This is a genomic window from Chryseobacterium sp. WG14 (genome assembly GCF_024586945.1).
Taxonomy (GTDB): Bacteria; Bacteroidota; Bacteroidia; order Flavobacteriales; family Weeksellaceae; genus Chryseobacterium.
In genome coordinates this window covers 212793-231863 of sequence record NZ_JALCZD010000007.1, presented here as the reverse complement: position 1 = coordinate 231863, position 19071 = coordinate 212793, and the positions used below count along the sequence as shown (strand labels likewise).

Genomic DNA, 19071 nt, shown 5'->3' with positions numbered 1-19071 from the left:
CTATCTCGGAATTTCTATTCCCTCTAAGATTTGACGGATAATTTCATCTGCGGTAAGACCCTCCATTTCTCTTTCCGGAGAAACGATTACTCTGTGTCGTAAAACAGCATAACTTGCTTCTTTAATATCTTCCGGAGTTACAAAATCTCTTCCTCTCAATGCTGCAAATGCTTTTGAGGCTGTAAGAAGCGCCAGCGAAGCTCTGGGAGAAGCACCCAGATATAAAAACTGGTTTTCTCTGGTATTGATAATAATTTTAGCAATATATTCCATCAACTGTGCTTCCACAATGATTTCTTTTACCAAATGCTGATAGCTTTTCAGCTGTTCTGCGGTAATTACGTGATTTACGCCTTCGGTTTTGTCTTCTTTTTTACTTTCATGCTGATTTCTGATAATAGCTATTTCCTGTTCAAGATTAGGGTAGCCCACATTGATTTTGAAAAGAAAACGGTCCAGCTGAGCCTCAGGAAGTCTATAGGTTCCTTCATGCTCTATTGGGTTTTGGGTAGCTACTACAAGGAAAGGTTCATCCATTATATAACGGGTACCATCCATTGTAATCTGTCTTTCTTCCATTACCTCAAAAAGAGCTGCCTGTGTTTTTGCAGGCGATCTGTTGATCTCATCAATTAATATGAAATTGGAAAAAATAGGTCCTTTTTTAAATTCAAACTCCGAATTTTTCACATTGAAAACTGATGTTCCTAAAATATCGGAAGGCATAAGGTCCGGGGTAAACTGAATTCTGCTGAAGCCTACATCAATCGTTTTTGCCAGTAGTTTTGCAGTAATTGTTTTGGCAACTCCCGGAACACCTTCAATTAAAACATGTCCGTTTGAGAGCAATGCAGCCAACAGATGTTCTATCATATTCTCCTGCCCTACAATTACTTTTCCAATTTCAGATTTTACTTTATCAATGCTTGCACGGAGTTCAATCATATCTATTCTGGATTGAAACTGGTCTTCGCTTTTATTAAGGTTTATCGCGTTTTGATTTTCTATGTTTTCGTTATCAAGGTTTTCCATAATTTTATCTTTGGTTTTTTGACAGGCTTCGTTCTATCTCTACATTGTCCATCAGGACTTTACTTTATTTAAGGATCTCATCAAGGAGTCTGTTTATCCTTGTTAAGTCCTCTTTCATAACACTGGCATATGGGTCCTGGGCTTTTTTAATAAGCTCTATTGCCTCATCTATCATCTCTATTGTTTTTCCGGTTTTCAATTGCAGTTTTTTTGCAAATTCCGAATCTAATTGCTGGGTATCAATCAGCAGGTCCATTCTCACTTTATTTAGGAAATATTGGGCTTTTTTGGCCATCATATCGTGAAAATCACCTTCCTGAAGATAAAGATTTCCTATGCTTTTAACAAAATCTAAAGAGGTATTTCTCAATGGTTCTATAACGGCTACTACCCTCTGCTTTCTTTTAGCATTAAAGAAAATAAACAGGGTAAGTCCGCCTAAAAGAACCCACCAGGCATATTTCAAAGCGGGATTCGACAATACAAACCTCATAAAGAAGCGTGATGCTTTACTGCTGCTTGGTACAAACCAAACCGTTTCCCTATCCTGAAGATAAGAAAAAACATCCTGTGTATATTTTACATTTCCGGGTTTCAGAAGATAGTAATTGGTAAGGAAAAGTGGCTCACAGTGAGCATAGATATTACCTTTCCCAAATTTTACTTTAATAAAATTGGCCTGGTCCGTATTCTTTCTTTCTACAGTCTTACCGAGTATTTCAATCTGGGGCTTAATAAATGAAAAACCTCTTCCGGACGGAAATTTATTCAGTTTTATAAAATCGCTCTGATATTTTTTATCGGTAAGCTTCAGCACATTCTCTTCTTCAAAAGAAATATCTGAGTCATAATAACCAATACTGTCGGATATTTCTTTGGGCATGCTGCGTTCCATAATCAACATCGCATCGGAACCATTGGATACCTGATCCAGGATTTTCTTCCATGATTCTTTGTCAATATTGCTTTCGATAACAACAATATTATGGATTCCTCTTTTATGTTGATTATAATATTCGTAAGGCGTCTGCTCAGTTTTTTTGAGCTTATTTTTAAAGAGATCCTTTGCTTCATTATTAAAAACAAACAGCCCAAAAGGAGACTTCTCATTAATATCGAAGTTTTTGCGCCAGTTTGTAGTCTCTTTTTTGTTAACTTCAAGCAACGCCAGAATAACCATCACAACGATGAAAATTACAGCATATATTTTGAAAGTTTTATTCATGGTTAATCTTTAATTATGGTTTAAATACCTGATACTGATTTTTAAATTTCCTGTAACTCTGTTCTTCAATATTGAATTCCCCATACCACACATAATCGAAGATATAGGCAAGGTTTGAAAATTCGTTTTTCAGATGGGGTGCTTTTAGCTCCATCGTATAATCTTTGTTCGTTTTTTCGGGATTCCAGTCGATCAGTTTTTTATCACTTAGCTTTTTAAGAATAAACAGGAACTGATAACGTACTGCCGAACGGTAATCTCCTTCATGTTCAAACTTTGCAATACTTTCAGGAAAATTAATCTCATGGATATTTTCATGAAGTTCTTCTACCTTAATATTTATTTTTTTATTCTTTCTACCAAAAATAAAGCTTCCGTCTTTTCCCAGCATATATCTGATGATAAAATAGAGAAGGAATCCTACCAGGATAATGGCAAATAACCGGATGAGAACTGTAGTGAGCTCTGCCGATTTGGAAAGAGCTGTTTCTCCAAAAATACTCTGCAAAAGCTGTCCGATCTTTCTCATTAGCTTCTGCCAGAAAGATTCTCTTGGCTTGGTTACAGAATAGTCGTATTCTTTACCCTTATATCTTGCAGGAATGTTTTCTTTAAATTCCTTTGAATATACCCTATTTTCAGATACTGGATTTTTCATCAATACAGAATCTGCACGCAGCATATTGTGGTAATGATTTCTACTCAAAGAATCTCCCAGATAGTTATCCACAGGAATATTTTCCTGAGCATTAATCAATTCCAGGGACAAAAAAAACAGTATAAAAAACAGAAACTTATTCATTATTACCAATGGTGTCTATTTCTTCAAGTTCCACTTTCTGGTGAAGATCTGTTCTGCTGTCATAATACATCAACCCTCCGTTAATATACATCAGATTGGAAAGAAAGAATGAGAGAAGCATTGAAATACCATAAAAAACAAAAAAGGCAATACCTATTGCACCTGTAAATGGATTTTGTTCAAAGTTTGCATCCGGAGCAGTGGTAAGGATTGATCCGTAAAAAAATATCATCGGAATGTAGGTAAAAAATGAAGCCACAATGGAGATAATAATCACCATCACAAATGCCGCTCCCCAATACTTCCAGTATGGAGATTTTTCACTTCCGTTCGGATAGGAAAACTGTGCTCTCATCGAATAGCTCAAACTTTCAAAAAAACTCCTGTTTGAATTAAAATAATCATACATCAGAAATGTAGTGACATTAAATATCGTGGGATACACAAGAAATATCAGGAAAAAACCAATTACAATAAATATCAGGAGATAGGAAAATCCAATCACAAACAGGGCCAGCGGTGCTACAATAAAAATAATTCCAAGGCATAACTTCACTATTTTTCCGGCATTATTTTTAAAATCACTCAGAATTTCATCGGTTTTTATATTTTTTGCCCCCTGTGCAATTCTCTTCACATAGAAAACAGGAAACAGATAATTGACGATGGCCAGGACCATAAAAAGTAAAAATGTAAGCAGCCCTACTACAATCAGCATTCCTCCGTTTTCTGAAAAATATTGTTCAAAATAATACGTATCACCACCCAGATTGGATCCGAAAAGCTGAGAAAAAAGCTCTTTATATCCGAAAACCACAACAGTTACCATAAGGATTAACAATAAGCCATTAATCAAAAGATAGCTTTTGAAATAGTTTTTTCCGTATAATTTGAAAAAATTGAAACTGTCACTTATAAAAGTTCCAAAATCCCTTTTTTTATAAAACTGTATCATTGATTTGGTTATTAATTTTTTTATTGACGATTGACGGATATACAAAATAATAGAACCCAATAATCGCAAGTGAACTGAAAATAATTGCTATGTTCAAAACCAAAGGCATTTTCAGCGCATGCCTCGTCACATATCCTTCAATAATTCCTGCACAAATAGTGAATGGAATGGTACTCAAAAATATTTTAAATGAATCTTTGAATCCCCTCTTAAAAGAATTAAACCTTGAAAAAGTTCCGGGAAACAAAATAGAAGCTCCCAAAATTAATCCACACATAGCTTCTACTACCATAGCAAAAATCTCAAAGACCCCATGGAGCCATATTCCTCTTGCACTGTCCTTCAAAGCTCCATATTCATAGAAAAAATACTGAAAAGAACCTAACATGACACTGTTCGAAAGAAGAGCAAACAGCGTTCCTACTCCTCCCGCAATACCATACATGTATAATTTGGCGCCTACCTGGATGTTATTAAAAATAATTCCTATGGTACTTCCCCATGTAGACCCGCTTTGATAGATTCCTACAGCATTGTTATTCTTTATATTTTCAATAGTTTCATTTACATAGCTTTCCCCAAGGATAATATTTGCAAAATCTTTATCATAGATGGCAGAGAGCACACCTATTGAAGTAAACAGAATAAAAAAAAGAAAAGCATACATCAGATATCTTCTATACTGATAAACCAATAATGGAACTTCAGTCCGGAAAAAATAAATCAACCGGTTCTCTTCTACTCTTTTTGTTTTATAAATTTTCTGAAAAATCTGAGACGACAAGTGGTTTAAGTAAACAGTTGTATTGCTTTTGGGATAGTATGTCTGTGCAAATGACAGGTCATTGATCAAATTAATATACAGTGAAGACAGGTCATCAGGATTTTTTTTAATTTTTCCTTGAATAACCTGTTCTATTCCCAACCATTTTTCTTTATTTTGTTTAATGAAATAAACTTCTCTCATAATTGTAAGGCTAAAATAATAAAAATTATGTCTCAAATTGCGATAAATACTTCACAAAATGTAAATATTAACTTCAATACGGCCAGTGTAGGAGAAAGAATGCTTGCTTTTATTATTGACCTTTTGATAAGAGTTGCTTTTGTTGTTATTGTATTTTATACTTTTTTTAATATTTTAGATTTGGGATACTTATTAAGTGGCCTTGACCAATGGTCTATGATGGCTGTTTATATTGTTCTTACCTTCCCAACTTACATTTATCCTGTAGTGTTTGAGAGTTTGACAGAAGGACAGACTCCCGGTAAAAAACTGATGAAAATAAGAGTGGTAAAGATTGATGGTTACCAGGCCAGCTTTGGAGATTATATGATCCGCTGGGTTTTCAGGCTCGTTGATGTTTCTTTTGCAGGAATAGTAGGTTTAGTTTCAATGATTATCACCAAAAACAATCAGCGACTGGGAGATATCGCTTCCGGAACAGCCGTAATTTCTTTAAAAAACAATATTAATATCTCTCATACTATTCTGGAAAATATCCACGAGGATTACATACCCTCTTTTCCTCAGGTTATTGCATTAAGTGATAACGATATGAGAATTATTAAAGACAACTACACCAAAGCATTGAAAATAGATGACCGTCAGATTATCACTAAGCTTTCCAATAAGATCAAAAGTATTTTAAAACTGGAAATAGATGCCACCCAAATGACGGAAAGACAGTTTATTAATGTAATTATCAAAGATTACAACTACTATACAGGAAAGGATAACTAATGACAATTAGCAGTAATTAGCAATTTTGCGTTGCAGTTGAATTGTCAATTTGAAAATATCCTTTAGAAACTCAAGATAAAGCTTTTTGTAATTACTCATTACTGATCATTCATACTTATAGTAGCCAGTGGTGCAATTTTTGTATCTTTAGTATTAAAGCCTTACATCATGAATTTTGAAAACAATAAATCCGGAAACGGCGGAGTTCTGACATTAAATAATGAAATAAAGGAAGTAGGAAGACTTACTTATACCATTTTCCCTGAAGACCATAAGCTGATTATTTCTTTCGTATTGGTTCACCCTGAATTTGAAGGAAGAGGAATGGGGAAATATTTGGTAGAAGAAGCCATAAAGTTTGCTAGAGAAAATAACTGGCAGGTATATCCTCACTGTTCCTATGCAAGATCAGTAATGATGAGAATGAGCGATGTAGATGATATCCTTTTAAAGAATTAGAACCTCATTCAGCAGAATTTCCTCAATATTGTTGGGGTAGTCTACTTTTAAGTGATGGTCAGAAGCTACCCATTCCATAATTTCCTGCAGGTTTAAAACTTTAGAATTTGGAATTCCCATTTTATCTAAAGCACAGGCGTTACATTCCTGCTCATATTGATTATGAATAGGGATTACGAATAATTTTTTATCCATAAAAAGAGCCTCAGCCGGAGTTTCAAAACCCGCGTTGCATAAAATCCCCTCGCAGCCTTCAAAATATTTCAGATACTGGCTTTCATCTATAGGAAATACTTCAACATTTTTTACTTTCACCTGTACTTTGCTGTATTTCGAGAACACCTTCCACTCTACCGGAATCTTCCTGAGAACTTTAATAATATTTTCATCCGCAAAACTGGGAAGATAAACTACATAATACCCCTGTTTATAAGGACTAAGGTTTCTGATTTTTTTTCTTATAACCGGCTTCTTGATCTGAGGATGATAATTTTCAAAATGAAAACCTATTTTCCTTTCGCTGGGAATATAATATTTTAAGATCATTTCTCCGAGGAAATCTTTCTTTTCAGGTTTGGGGGTCTCCGGAAAACTCATTGATGCCTGATGGCTCAGTTCTATCATTGGTAATTTCTTCAATTTGGAAGCCCATCCCGTTAGCGGCTCGTAGTCATTGATGATTAAATCATATTGAGAAAGCTCCAGTTCCTTTATTGTTTTGACAGCTTCCAGAAATTTATTCTCAGTAAATGTTTTGAGATAGGATAAACCGCCTGTTTTGTTATAAAGTAGAGAGATACCTTTATATTGGAAGTTGATGCCGAAATCAGCCTTTAATTGGGACTGATGACCACTGATGAGCGTATCTACCGAAGCATATTTTTTAAGAATAGGAATTATTTCCTGTGCCCTGGCCATATGGCCATTTCCGGTTCCTTGAAATGCATACAAAATTTTCATTTAAGTGAAATTGGTTACGATTTTTAAAAGGTCAGAGCTGTCCATCTCCTGAATTTCTTCAGTTTCGTCATCTTTCAGCAGATGTTTATGTTCGTCGTAGTAAAAGATACTCCATTTTTTCTCATTATATTCCAATGCTGATAAATTTTCTATCCAATCACCGGAATTTAAATAAGTACAGGATCCTTTTTTAGTAACGACCTCCCGAATCTGGGGCTGATGAATATGGCCACAGACAACATAATCGTAATGATTATCTATAGCCAGCTCAGAAGCAGTAAGCTCGAAATCCCCGATATACTTAATCGCTTTTTTCACATTATTTTTGATTTTTTTTGAAAATGAATATTTTTCTTTACCCATTTTTTCTAAAAACCAATTGACAACGTTATTGATGATAATTAAAAGATCATATCCTTTTCCGCCAAGCTTGGCAATCCATTTGGAATGTTGAACTGATGCATCGAAAACATCACCGTGAAAGATCCAGGTTTTCTTTTCGTCAATTTCGAGGCAGATTTTATTGCAGACCTTAAGTTTTCCCAATTCAAAATCAGTAAACTTGCGGAACATTTCATCATGATTGCCTGTAATATAATAGACATCTGTGTCTTTGGTAGCAAATGAAAGGATTTTTCTGATCACTTTCAAATGAGGTTTAGGGAAGTAAGACTTTTTGAATTGCCAGATATCAATGATATCACCATTCAAAACTAACGTTTCGGGCTGGATAGAATTGAGATATCTCAACAATTCCTTAGCCTTACATCCATAAGTTCCCAAATGAACATCCGATATAACAACTAATTCAACATTTCTTTTCATAGTTTTATACAAAGAAACTAATTGAAAATTAACTGTATATGAATGCTATATTATTTTTTATAAAGAGTTCATCAGCTCTTCGGTAATTTCCATGTTGTGGTAAACGTTCTGCACATCATCATCCTCTTCAAAACGGTCAAGCATTTTCATGTTAGCTTTGAATTGTTCTTCGTTTACTTCTTTTGTATTGTTTGGAATTCTTTGAAGTTCTGCACTTTTAGCTTCAATTCCAAGTTCATCTAATTTATGAGATAAAGAACCGAAATCTTCAAAAGCAGTTGTTATCATTACTTCATCTTCATCTTTTTCCACATCTTCTGCTCCCCCATCAATCATTTCCATTTCAAAATCATCCCAGTCCATCTTTACCTGAGCCAGGTCAAGGGTAAAAATTCCTTTTCTATCGAAGATAAATGCTAATTCACCATTCTTCCCGAGGTTTCCGTCAAACTTATTGAAAATAGCTCTTACATTAGCTACCGTTCTGGTTGTATTATTAGTAGTACATTCTACAAAAAAAGCAACTCCTCCTTGTCCGTAACCTTCGTAAGTGATCTCCTCATAATTTTCAGCATCAGCACCACTTGCTTTTTTAATGGCTCTTTCTACATTATCTTTAGGCATATTAGCCCCTTTAGCATTCTGGATGCATCTTCTTAAGGCCGGATTAGATTCCGGATCTGCTCCACCCGCTTTTACAGCCAGCGCAATATCTTTACCTATTTTGGAAAATGTTTTGGCCATCTTATCCCATCTGGCCATTTTAGAAGCTTTTCTATATTCAAATGCTCTTCCCATTTTAATTTTAAATTTTCAACAAAATTAACTAAAAGTCAACAAAAAAAAAATACCTCCAATCAAATTGGAGGTATTCATTATTTAGAAAAATTAATTATTTTCTTTTTTTAGCCGTAGCTTTTCTTTTAACTGGAGCTTTTTTAGCTTTTTTCACTACAGTCTTCTTCTCTACTACTTCTAGATCAGATTTCTTAAGTGAATCCCATGCAGCACCATTTACAGCTTCTACAACTACTTTTCTGTCAACCATTCTGTCAGCATCTGAAGCTTTAGCAGAAACTTGAGCATCTCTAGAACCAACACCAGTAGATTTTAACTGGTTAGCGTTAACTCCTCTAGACTCAAGAGCACCTACTACAGCAGCAGCTCTTTCTCTTGAAAGTTTCAAGTTGTAAGCAGCAGCACCTTTAGCATCTGTGTGACCAGTTACTAAGAATGTACCGTTAGAAGATTGCTTAATGATCTTAGCAGCTTCATCTAATTTACCATTAGATTCTGGTCTGATAGTAGCCTTGTTAAAGTTGAACAAGATTCCTTTAAGAGCACCAGTAGCTTCTTCACTGATTACTTTTTCTGGCTTAGGACATCCGTTGTATTCTGGAAGACCTGGAACAGTAGGACAAGCATCATCTTTATCTAAGATACCGTCACCGTCTGTATCTGGCCAAGGACAACCGTTGTTTTCAGCAGGACCTGCTACAGTAGGACAAGCGTCATCTTTGTCGATTACACCATCACCGTCTGTATCTGGCCAAGGACAACCATTGTTTTCAACTGGACCAGCAACATCTGGACATTGATCGTCTTTATCTGGAACTCCGTCACCGTCAGTATCAGGACATCCCTGGAATTCTGGTAAACCTGGAGTATCTGGACAAAGATCGTCTTTGTCTAGGATACCATCCTTATCTCTATCTCTGTTTCCGAATCTGAATAAGATAGATGCAGAAGCTTGCCAGAAGTTAGCAACAGTAGATTTATCACCTGGAGTTGATACATAGTCACCTTGAATACCAAGACCGAAGTTCTTAGTTACCCAGAAGTTAGCACCAGCACCTGTAGCTACAGCAAAGTGGTTAGCTTTACCATTCTCGTTTCCATCTTTTCCGTTTTCAACAGTTTCGATTGGGTTACCATTAGCATCTACACTCATTCTTGGGAAAGAAAGTGCAGTATAGTCATGTCTAAGGTAGTTAGCACCAACTCTTAAGTATGGATCAAACCAAGATTCTTCGTTCCATAAAAGACCTGCAGCGTGAGCCTGGAAACCAAGACCTGTCATCAAGAAAAATTCTTTCCCCATGTTGAATCTTTTGTTTTCAACATTTCCAACAGAAGTTTGCCAGTCAATCACTAAACCTTTTCCAACGTTTCTAGCAACTGTCAACTTAGATAATGGAGGTGTAATAGAGAAGTTGTTCATATTGAACATACTCTTTGTCAAATTTTTAGCAGAGAACGTATTACTGAAGTTACCTCTTGCTGCTACATGGTTTTCTGCATGAGCACCAACTCCGATTAACCACGGATTGTTGGTAGTCTGCGCGAAAACAGTAGAGGCTACAGTAAGCGCCAATGCTGAAATTCCTAATTTTAGATTTTTCATAGAATTAAATGATTAAATAATTGATAATGCAAAATAAATATAATTTTTCTTTATATACAAAGTTTTTCAAATGATTTTTAACTTTTCTTTAATATTCTGTCCAGGTTACGTTTATTTTCTCTATCTTTTATGGACTCTCTTTTATCAAAGAGTTTTTTCCCCCTACCTAACGCAATCAGCACCTTTGCTTTCCCCTTATCAGTGATATATAATTTTAATGGAATAATTGTATTCCCTGCATCTTTTAACTTTTTTTCAAGTTTTTGCAATTCTTTTTTGTGCAAGAGCAATTTCCGTTCCCTTTTTGTTTTGTGGTTATAAAAAGTTCCCAATTTATACTCATCAATCATCATGTTAATGATGTATAACTCCCCATCAATAAACTGACAGAAGGATTCTGTGATGGATGCTTTTGAAGAACGCAAAGATTTTATTTCCGTACCCGTCAAAACCATTCCCGCTTCATATTCTTCGAGAATTTCATATTCAAAACGGGCTCTTCTATTTAATATGCTAACTGTTTTTTCAATCTTCATCATTTTAAAATTTCGTTAATGAAATATAGAAAAAATACGATACATTTAAAAACTTGACTATTATATTATTACAAAATACCCAAATTCTTTTCGTAATTTTGCGCCAAATTTACAAAACTATATGTTAACAGTATCTAACTTATCTTTACAATTCGGGAAAAGAGTTCTTTTTGACGAGGTAAATATTATGTTTACCAAAGGAAACTGCTACGGGATCATCGGAGCAAACGGTGCAGGAAAGTCTACATTCCTTAAAATATTAACAGGAAAGCAAGATCCAACAACAGGACATGTATCTCTGGAGCCGGGAAAAAGAATGTCAGTTTTAGAGCAGGATCACTTTGCTTATGATCAATATACTGTTCTGGAAGCTGTTTTGAGAGGAAACAAAAAATTATTTGAGATAAAGGAGGAAATGGATGCGTTATACGCAAAAGAAGATTTCTCTGATGAAGACGGAATTAAAGCTGGTGAGCTGGGCGTAATTTATGACGAAATGGGTGGGTGGACTGCTGAATCTGATGCACAGACCATGCTTTCCAATGTAGGTGTTAAAGATGATATGCACTGGCAAATGATGAGTGAACTTGAGAACAAAGACAAAGTAAAGGTTCTTTTAGCTCAGGCTCTTTTTGGTAACCCTGATGTATTGATTCTGGATGAACCTACGAATGACCTTGATATTGATACCATTTCATGGTTAGAAGATTTCCTTGCTGATTACGAAAATACAGTAATTGTGGTTTCTCACGACCGTCACTTCCTGGATACCGTTTGTACGCACATCGGAGATTTAGATTATGCTAAACTTAACCTTTATACAGGAAACTACTCTTTCTGGTATCAGGCATCTCAGCTAGCTACAAGACAAAGGGCTCAGGCCAACAAAAAAGCTGAAGAGAAGAAAAAGGAACTTCAGGATTTCATTGCCCGATTCAGTTCAAACGTTGCTAAAGCTAAACAGGCTACTGCAAGGAAGAAAATGATCGATAAATTAAATATTGATGATATTAAGCCATCTTCAAGAAGATACCCTGCCATCATTTTTGAAATGGAAAGAGAAGCCGGAGATCAGATTTTAGATGTAAAAGGTCTTGAAAAAACAAAAGACGGCGAATTATTATTCTCCAATATTGACTTAAACCTTAAGAAAGGTGATAAAGTAGCGGTACTTTCTAAAAACTCTTTAGCAATAACAGAATTTTTTGAAATCTTAGCGGGTAATACTGAAGCTGATAAAGGTGCTGTGGCTTGGGGAGTTACTACTACTCAGTCTCACATGCCTTTAGACAATACTAATTTCTTCCAGGAAGATCTTAGTTTGGTTGACTGGTTAAGACAATTCACCAAAAACGATGAAGAGCGTCATGAAGAATTCGTAAGAGGGTTCTTAGGAAGAATGCTTTTCTCCGGTGATGAAGCGTTGAAATCTTGTAAGGTACTTTCAGGGGGAGAAAAAATGAGATGTATGTTCAGCAGAATGATGCTTCAGAAAGCCAATATCCTTTTATTGGACGAGCCTACTAACCACTTGGACCTTGAAAGTATTACGACATTAAACAACTCCTTATCCAACTTTAAAGGGAATATCATGTTGTCGTCTCATGACCACGAGATGCTTTCAACAGTCTGTAACAGAATCATTGAACTGACTCCTAAAGGAATTATCGACAGAGAAATGACTTATGATGAGTATCTTAGTGATAAGAAAGTAAAAGAATTAAGAGAACAAATGTATTCTTAATCTGAAACAACATTCGTGTTGATATAAAAATACCTCGAAGAAATTCTTTGAGGTATTTTTTTTAACAATAAATAAAATAATTATTTCGTCAGTTTTGTCGTTGGAATAGAAACCGTTCCCGGGTCTTTCCATAAACCGTCTTTTTCCGCTTTTTTCTTTATAGCCTGTGCTCTTTTTTCACTGTCAGGATGAGAGTTAAACATTTTTTCAAAACCGGTTTGTGTACTTCCCTGTGAAAGTAATGCTAACTTCTTAAAAGCTGTATATGCTCCTACAACATCATACTTGTTAGTCTTCATAAAGTCATAGGAATAGGTATCAGCCTCGGATTCTTGTTTTTTACTGTGAGAAGCATCTACAAATGCATTAGCCATTTTCCCAACCTGGCTATCATTAAGAGTAGCCACTTGTGAAGATGCTGAAGATGCAGCATCCAGTGCAGCTGCTTTCAGGTAGGCAGATTTCATAGCATCTTTTGTATCCTGATTTTTCACGTGACCAATTTCATGGCCGATAACCGCTAATAATTCATTATCTGACATGATATCCATTAATGAGGAAAACACACGAACACTTCCGTCTGCACAAGCAAAAGCATTGATATCTTTCACTTTATACACCTTATAGTTCAGACTTAGCCCGTCTTGAGATTTGTGCTTTCCAAACAATTTATTCAATCTTACAGTATAGGGGTCTTTTGGCCCTGCTACCTGATTATTTTTATCCATCCAATCTACAGATTCTTTGGATAATTTGATGGCATCTTCGTTGGTAAAAGATAAAGCCTTGGCACCATTAGAAACAATACCGGCTGCTTTTCCCAGGTTAATTTTTTGGGCATTGACAGAATACGCTGTTCCTAAAAACAATAAACATAGAGTAATTTTTTTCATAACTATTCAAAATTTGGAAGGCAAATGTAGCCAATTTTTAACAACTATAATGTAAAAACTTCACTTCCCATCATTTCAGAATGCTATTTTTTTTCCTTATTTTTGTGAAATGAGTCAAAAATGGATTTATAAACCCGAACCCGATGAGGAAGTTGTGGACGGACTAAGTTCGTCACTTGGTTTTGGTACTTTTGAATCTAAGCTTCTTGTTCTAAGAGGAATTGACAATTATCAAAAGGCCAGAGAATTTTTTAAACCGAACCTTAATGATATACACAACCCTTTTTTAATGGCAGATATGCAAAAAGCTGTAGAGCGTATTGCAACCGCTATTGAAAATGGAGAAAAGATATTGGTATATGGGGATTACGATGTAGATGGAACTACAGCAGTAGCTCTGATGTATCTTTACCTCAGCAAAATTGTAGAAAAAAAATATCTGGACTATTATATTCCGGACAGGAATTCTGAAGGATATGGAATTTCTACGGAAGGAATAGACTTTGCCAAAGAGAATGGATTTTCTTTGATCATTGCATTAGACTGTGGTATCAAAGCTATTGATATGATACAATATGCCAAAGATCTTGGTGTTGATTTTATCATTTGCGACCATCACCTTCCCGGAGAAGAAATTCCCAATGCTGTGGCTGTTCTGGACCCTAAGAGAAATGACTGCAGGTATCCATTCAAAGAACTTTCAGGATGTGGTGTAGGATTTAAGCTTTGCCAGGGACTTAATACCATTTATAAACTTCCGGAAGCGGAATTATTTGAGCTTACTGACCTTCTTGCTATTTCCATTGCTGCAGACATCGTTTCTATGACAGGAGAAAACAGAGTACTGGCTAAAATGGGGCTGAAAATTCTCAGAAAGACCAGAAATCTAGGCTTAAGGTTACTTATTCCTGAAGATAAACTTTCTCATTTTGAAATTTCAAATATTGTTTTTGAAATTGCTCCGAAGATCAATGCTGCAGGGAGAATATCTCATGGTAAAGCCGCAGTGGAGCTTATGGTTTCTGATAATCTGAAGCATGCCAACCAAATTGTGAGTGACATTATGGATCTTAACGATGAAAGGCGTGAACTGGATATGAATTCTACACTTTCTGCTTTGAATCAAATCATTGAATCTCAGCAGGAAACAAAACATACAACCATTGTTTATCATCCTGAATGGAATAAGGGAGTGATCGGTATTGTGGCTTCAAGGCTTATTGAAACTTACTACAAGCCCACTTTGGTATTTACAAATGGTAACAATGGAGAAATGGTAGCTTCAGCAAGATCTGTTTCGGATTTTGATGTACATGAAGCCCTTGATCTGTGCTCTGAATATTTTCTGAAATTCGGTGGCCATCATGCAGCAGCCGGACTTTCTATGGAAAAAGATAAATTTGATGCTTTCAAGGAAAAATTTGAAAGAATTGTTTCTGAAAAGATACAGGAGCATCAAAAGGAACCTTCCATTAGTATAGACTGTGAGATTAATATTAATGAAATCAACAGAGAGTTTATCAATTTCCACCGGAAATTAGCTCCTTTTGGGCCTCATAATATGAAACCTATTTTCACCCTGACCAACCAGAAACTTGCCGGCTATGTGAAGACTATGGGAAAGGATAACAATCATCTTAAGTTTTATATCAAACAGGAAACCACAGGCCGGAATATTGAATGTGTAGGCTTTAAACTGGGACCTTTTGCGGAAGATTTTAAACATAAGAATTTCGATCTTGCCTTCACCCTGGAAGAAAACCATTGGAAAGGTAATGTGACCCACTATCTCAATATAAAGGATGTGAAGTTTAGAGATTAATAGGCTGCAGGATTAGATTATTAAGTAACAAAACCAACATTTAATAATTCCCTGCAAAACCTCAAATAGTCTGCCTATTATATTGATAACTTTTTTACTATAACCTATTATCTGCTACCTGTTACTTTACAAAAAATGAAAAAAATCGGTTTATTTTTCGGATCTTTTAATCCAATACATATCGGACATCTTATTCTGGCCAATTACATTTTGGAAAATTCTGATATGGATGAATTATGGTTTGTGGTAAGCCCTCAAAATCCTTTTAAAGAAAAGAAATCGCTGCTTAACGATCATAACAGACTGGATATGGTACAGCTTGCGGTAAAAAATTACCCTAATATGAGAGTCTCTAATGTTGAGTTTTCTCTTCCAAAGCCAAGCTATACCATCGATACACTAACCTATCTTCATGAAAAGTATCCGGAATATTCTTTCAGTCTCATTATGGGAGAGGATAATCTGGATAATCTTCATAAATGGAAAAACTCTGATATCCTTATTAAAAATCATCATATTATTGTTTATCCGAGAGTATTTGAAGGTGAAAAGAAAGATTCTGAATACCTGCAGCATGAAAACATTTCACTGATAAAGGCTCCCGTAGTAGAACTTTCGGCTACGGAAATCCGCAGTATGCTCAAAGACGGTAAAAATGTGAGGCCTATGCTGCCTCCTGAAGTATTTGAATATTTGGACGGAAGCAGTTTTTATAAGTAATTTTGCAAATAAGAAGCTAGAATTTAGAAGTTAATAGAGTTGCATTCTCTATTTGTAACTCTTACCTTATACTTTACAACATGGAATTTCTCGAAAAAATTTTCTCAAAATATCCTCAGGAAAAAGTAATCAGATGGTTTAAGCAGATCTGCCTGGCCGAAGCTGTTTCATGGTTTTTTTTATTCACAGCAATGACCTGGATACGTATTGATCCGGAAGGTATATTTCCAATTGTGTACATCAGTACTATCGGCAGTATCCATGGTTTTTTCTTTACATTGTACCTGATATTTTTACCTGCCATAAGAAAAATATATAAATGGGATGATGAAGATAGCGTTTTCGCATTAATTGCCGCATTTTTTCCATTTGCCACAATTTGGATAGACAAAAAACTAGCCCGTTTCGACAGAGAATAACTTTATTTTTCATAAAATTTCAAATTTTCCTGTAACAAAATCATTGTTATGGTTGTCTTATTACGTAGAAAGGCAAAGCAATAAAAAAATAATTTAAATTTTATCAACTGATAATCAAATACTTATATTTATTTAATATTATTTTTAAGTACTTTGTATTGCATAATACTGTTTTTATTATATATCTTTGCTATGTTAAATAATAACACATACAAGCTATTACCAATTAAAAAATAATGATCATGAAAACTCAAATTCTAATTGCAGCCTTATTTTTCAGCGGATTTGTTAATGCCCAGCAATCTAAGGATAGCCTGAAAGTAAAGAATATTGAAGCGGTCAATATCAAGAAACAAGTTTTCAAAAAACAGGGAGATCGCCTCGTTTACGATGTAGCCTCTTCTCCTATTGCCAAAGGGACCAATACGTTCAATCTTTTGAAGCAAACTCCAATGATTTCCAGTATAGACGGAAAAACGCTGAAGATCTTAGGAAAGTCTGATGCGATTATTTATATCAACAACAAAAAATCAAATATGGATTCTGAGGCATTAATTGAAATGCTGAAGTCTACTCCATCTGAGGATATTCAGAAAATTGAGGTGATTACTGTTCCGGGAAGTGAATTTCAGGTGGAATCTAAGGAAGGTGTGATCAATATTGTTATGAAAAAGAATAAAAATAATGGCTACAATGGAACGATAAAGATGAATAATGAACAGGGGTATTACAACAACCCATCGGCCGGTGCTTCTTTTAATTTCAGGCAGGGTAAATGGTCCGGAAACTCAAATTTCAGAATGGGAAGCTGGACGGAGAGACAAAAATATACCTTGTCTAACGGCGATCCCAGTTTTAGAAATGAATCTTCCGGATCTAATGACGATCCCAACAAAAATTTTGGTGGAGGCTTCAATGTGGATTATGAGATCAATAAGAAACAAAGTATCGGATTCTCTTACAATATGAGATATAACAAAAGTTTCAACTCTATTCTTGATATAACTAATTGGCAAAATGGCCTTTTAACCAACAGAACTGTAAATAATGAGGATGCACAGACAAGGAATCATACATTTAATTTAAATTATGAAATAAAGACAGATTCTCTGGGCAGTAAGCTTACTTCTAATGTATCTTATCTTTGGTTCAACAGAGATAAAGCCAGCTTTAATGAAAGCTTCCCATTAGACAACGATCCTGATAACAACTATTCGGCCCTGTACCAGTCAGTACCACAAATCATCAATAATTATGCTGCCAACATAGATTATCTGAAAAAAACATCTAAAGGCGCAACCTGGCTGATGGGAATCAGCTACAATCACACCAATACGGATAATGATACCAGACAGGAAAGACTTAAAAACGGTGATTTTGTAATAGACCCCAAGCAGACAAATCATTTCACTTATAAAGAAAATATCTTAGGAATTTATCTAAACTATGAAAGAAAGCTGACGGAAAAGCTATCCGGAAAAATAGGAGCCCGTTACGAAATGACCAGAAGTACAGGGGATATCCTTGACAAAACAGGATTCGAAAGAAATTATAATAACCTGTTACCTTATTTGAATTTAAATTATGCAATCAGTTCGGACCATAACCTAAGCTATACTTTTTCCAGCAGAATCAGAAGGCCAAGATTCTGGGAGCTAAACCCTTCCAGAACCTATTTCACTCCTACGAATTATACCCAGAACAATCCATTTATACTGGCTTCAAAGTTCTATAATCAGGAACTGAATTATATGTATAAGAATGCCTACTATGCTAATTTAAGTTTTAATATGGTAGAAGATGCTTCTGCTTCTGATCTGCTTCCGTTGCAGGGAACCGTAACGGCTCCTAAAAGGGATGAAAATGGCAATATCATTTATGACAATAATGGCAATAAGATCATGGAAACAACAAAGTTTCTGAGATACATAAGAACCAATTATGGGAGCAACAGGGAACTTAATTTAACGCTTGGAATGAACAAATCATGGTTCAAAGATATATGGACTACTAATTATTCTGTCAACTTAGGTTATGTTACTTATAAAGGTGCAGTATTGGAAGATCCTACGTCCGCACCGACTCCTGAAGAAACGGAAGTCCTTGAACCTTACATCATTGATGTTAAAAATTACAATATGTCTGCTACCATCAATAATACGGTTCGGCTTTCTTCCAAAAAAGACTGGTTTTTAGGAGTCAATTACTTTTTTGCCAGTAAAGTGGCAATGGAAGGTGGTGTGATTGGCGCAAGACAAAGTTTCGATATCAGTGTGAAAAAAATTATAGGTGACTGGACTGTTATAGCGGAAGTAAATGACTTGTTTAATCAAAGTTTTTATAGGGTTAACGGAATACAGCCTAACGGGCAATACAATAATATAACCAACTTCAACTATCCAAGGCTACTGAGTATCGGAGTTACCTACAATTTCGGAAATCAGAAACTGAAAAAAGCAAGAGAAATGAAATCAGCCAACGATGCTGTAAAATCGAGAACATAAGCTTTTAAAACTACTACACATCATTCA

At 35.3% G+C, this 19071-nt stretch carries 18 protein-coding genes; 7 read left to right on the top strand and 11 right to left on the bottom strand.

Translation table 11 applies throughout. The annotated features are described in order from the left end of the window. The 5 genes from MP478_RS13945 to MP478_RS13925 form a co-directional block, all read right to left on the bottom strand. Positions 1-1032 carry a MoxR family ATPase gene (locus tag MP478_RS13945; protein ID WP_257200778.1) on the bottom strand — a complete coding sequence of 344 codons (1032 nt, stop codon included), beginning with the start codon at positions 1030-1032 and terminating at the stop codon, positions 1-3. Between the two features lie 64 nt (positions 1033-1096). Beyond that, the gene (locus MP478_RS13940; RefSeq protein WP_257200777.1) at positions 1097-2257 is read right to left on the bottom strand and encodes a hypothetical protein; all 1161 of its coding nucleotides are present in this window, start codon (positions 2255-2257) and stop codon (positions 1097-1099) included. A 13-nt stretch (positions 2258-2270) separates the two neighbouring features. After that, the gene (locus MP478_RS13935) at positions 2271-3059 is read right to left on the bottom strand and encodes a DUF4129 domain-containing protein (protein ID WP_257200776.1); all 789 of its coding nucleotides are present in this window, start codon (positions 3057-3059) and stop codon (positions 2271-2273) included. Continuing rightward, the gene (locus MP478_RS13930; protein ID WP_257200775.1) at positions 3052-4014 is read right to left on the bottom strand and encodes a DUF4013 domain-containing protein; all 963 of its coding nucleotides are present in this window, start codon (positions 4012-4014) and stop codon (positions 3052-3054) included. The genes MP478_RS13935 and MP478_RS13930 overlap by 8 nt, the downstream gene beginning before the upstream one ends. Next, positions 3998-4981, bottom strand: a complete 984-nt coding sequence (locus MP478_RS13925; protein WP_257200774.1) for a stage II sporulation protein M — start codon at positions 4979-4981, stop codon at positions 3998-4000. Before MP478_RS13925 ends, MP478_RS13930 begins: the two co-directional genes overlap by 17 nt. Positions 4982-5008: 27 nt before the next feature. Between MP478_RS13925 and MP478_RS13920 the strand changes: the two genes are divergently transcribed. Together MP478_RS13920 and MP478_RS13915 are read left to right on the top strand one after the other, a co-directional pair. Then, complete coding sequence (locus MP478_RS13920) at positions 5009-5758, top strand: RDD family protein (RefSeq protein WP_257191255.1); 750 nt, start codon at positions 5009-5011, stop codon at positions 5756-5758. A 168-nt stretch (positions 5759-5926) separates the two neighbouring features. Further along, complete coding sequence (locus MP478_RS13915; RefSeq protein ID WP_257191254.1) at positions 5927-6217, top strand: GNAT family N-acetyltransferase; 291 nt, start codon at positions 5927-5929, stop codon at positions 6215-6217. Here MP478_RS13915 and MP478_RS13910 read toward each other — a convergent pair. From MP478_RS13910 to smpB, 5 genes are all read right to left on the bottom strand, one after another. Continuing rightward, positions 6206-7177: a glycosyltransferase family protein gene (locus MP478_RS13910; RefSeq protein ID WP_257200773.1), complete on the bottom strand. Its 972-nt coding sequence runs from the start codon at positions 7175-7177 to the stop codon at positions 6206-6208. The genes MP478_RS13915 and MP478_RS13910 overlap by 12 nt on opposite strands. Then, the gene (locus tag MP478_RS13905) at positions 7178-8002 is read right to left on the bottom strand and encodes a UDP-2,3-diacylglucosamine diphosphatase (protein ID WP_257191252.1); all 825 of its coding nucleotides are present in this window, start codon (positions 8000-8002) and stop codon (positions 7178-7180) included. 57 nt (positions 8003-8059) lie between these two features. Then, the gene (locus MP478_RS13900; RefSeq protein WP_257191251.1) at positions 8060-8800 is read right to left on the bottom strand and encodes a YebC/PmpR family DNA-binding transcriptional regulator; all 741 of its coding nucleotides are present in this window, start codon (positions 8798-8800) and stop codon (positions 8060-8062) included. 94 nt (positions 8801-8894) lie between these two features. After that, entirely contained in the window at positions 8895-10406 is a 1512-nt protein-coding gene (locus tag MP478_RS13895) for an OmpA family protein (RefSeq protein WP_230034165.1), read from the bottom strand. 77 nt (positions 10407-10483) lie between these two features. After that, on the bottom strand, positions 10484-10942 hold the full coding sequence (gene smpB, locus MP478_RS13890; protein WP_230034240.1) for an SsrA-binding protein SmpB: 459 nt from the start codon (positions 10940-10942) through the stop codon (positions 10484-10486). A gap of 121 nt (positions 10943-11063) precedes the next feature. On the opposite strand from smpB, the gene MP478_RS13885 reads away from it, so the two are divergent. Further along, entirely contained in the window at positions 11064-12686 is a 1623-nt protein-coding gene (locus tag MP478_RS13885) for an ABC-F family ATP-binding cassette domain-containing protein (RefSeq protein ID WP_230034163.1), read from the top strand. Positions 12687-12766: 80 nt separating this feature from the next. Here the strand turns inward: MP478_RS13885 and MP478_RS13880 are convergent, their stop codons facing one another. Beyond that, positions 12767-13579, bottom strand: a complete 813-nt coding sequence (locus MP478_RS13880; protein ID WP_257200772.1) for a M48 family metalloprotease — start codon at positions 13577-13579, stop codon at positions 12767-12769. A 109-nt stretch (positions 13580-13688) separates the two neighbouring features. On the opposite strand from MP478_RS13880, the gene recJ reads away from it, so the two are divergent. From recJ to MP478_RS13860, 4 genes are all read left to right on the top strand, one after another. After that, positions 13689-15401 carry a single-stranded-DNA-specific exonuclease RecJ gene (gene recJ / locus MP478_RS13875; protein ID WP_230034153.1) on the top strand — a complete coding sequence of 571 codons (1713 nt, stop codon included), beginning with the start codon at positions 13689-13691 and terminating at the stop codon, positions 15399-15401. Between the two features lie 135 nt (positions 15402-15536). Continuing rightward, positions 15537-16121, top strand: coding sequence for a nicotinate (nicotinamide) nucleotide adenylyltransferase (nadD, locus tag MP478_RS13870; protein WP_230034151.1), 585 nt, complete (start codon positions 15537-15539; stop codon positions 16119-16121). 80 nt (positions 16122-16201) lie between these two features. Beyond that, a complete protein-coding gene (locus tag MP478_RS13865) occupies positions 16202-16540 on the top strand; it encodes a DUF3817 domain-containing protein (protein ID WP_230034150.1) in 339 nt (112 codons plus the stop codon). Between the two features lie 242 nt (positions 16541-16782). Beyond that, positions 16783-19044, top strand: coding sequence for an outer membrane beta-barrel family protein (locus MP478_RS13860; RefSeq protein WP_257200771.1), 2262 nt, complete (start codon positions 16783-16785; stop codon positions 19042-19044). Positions 19045-19071 lie beyond the last annotated feature (27 nt).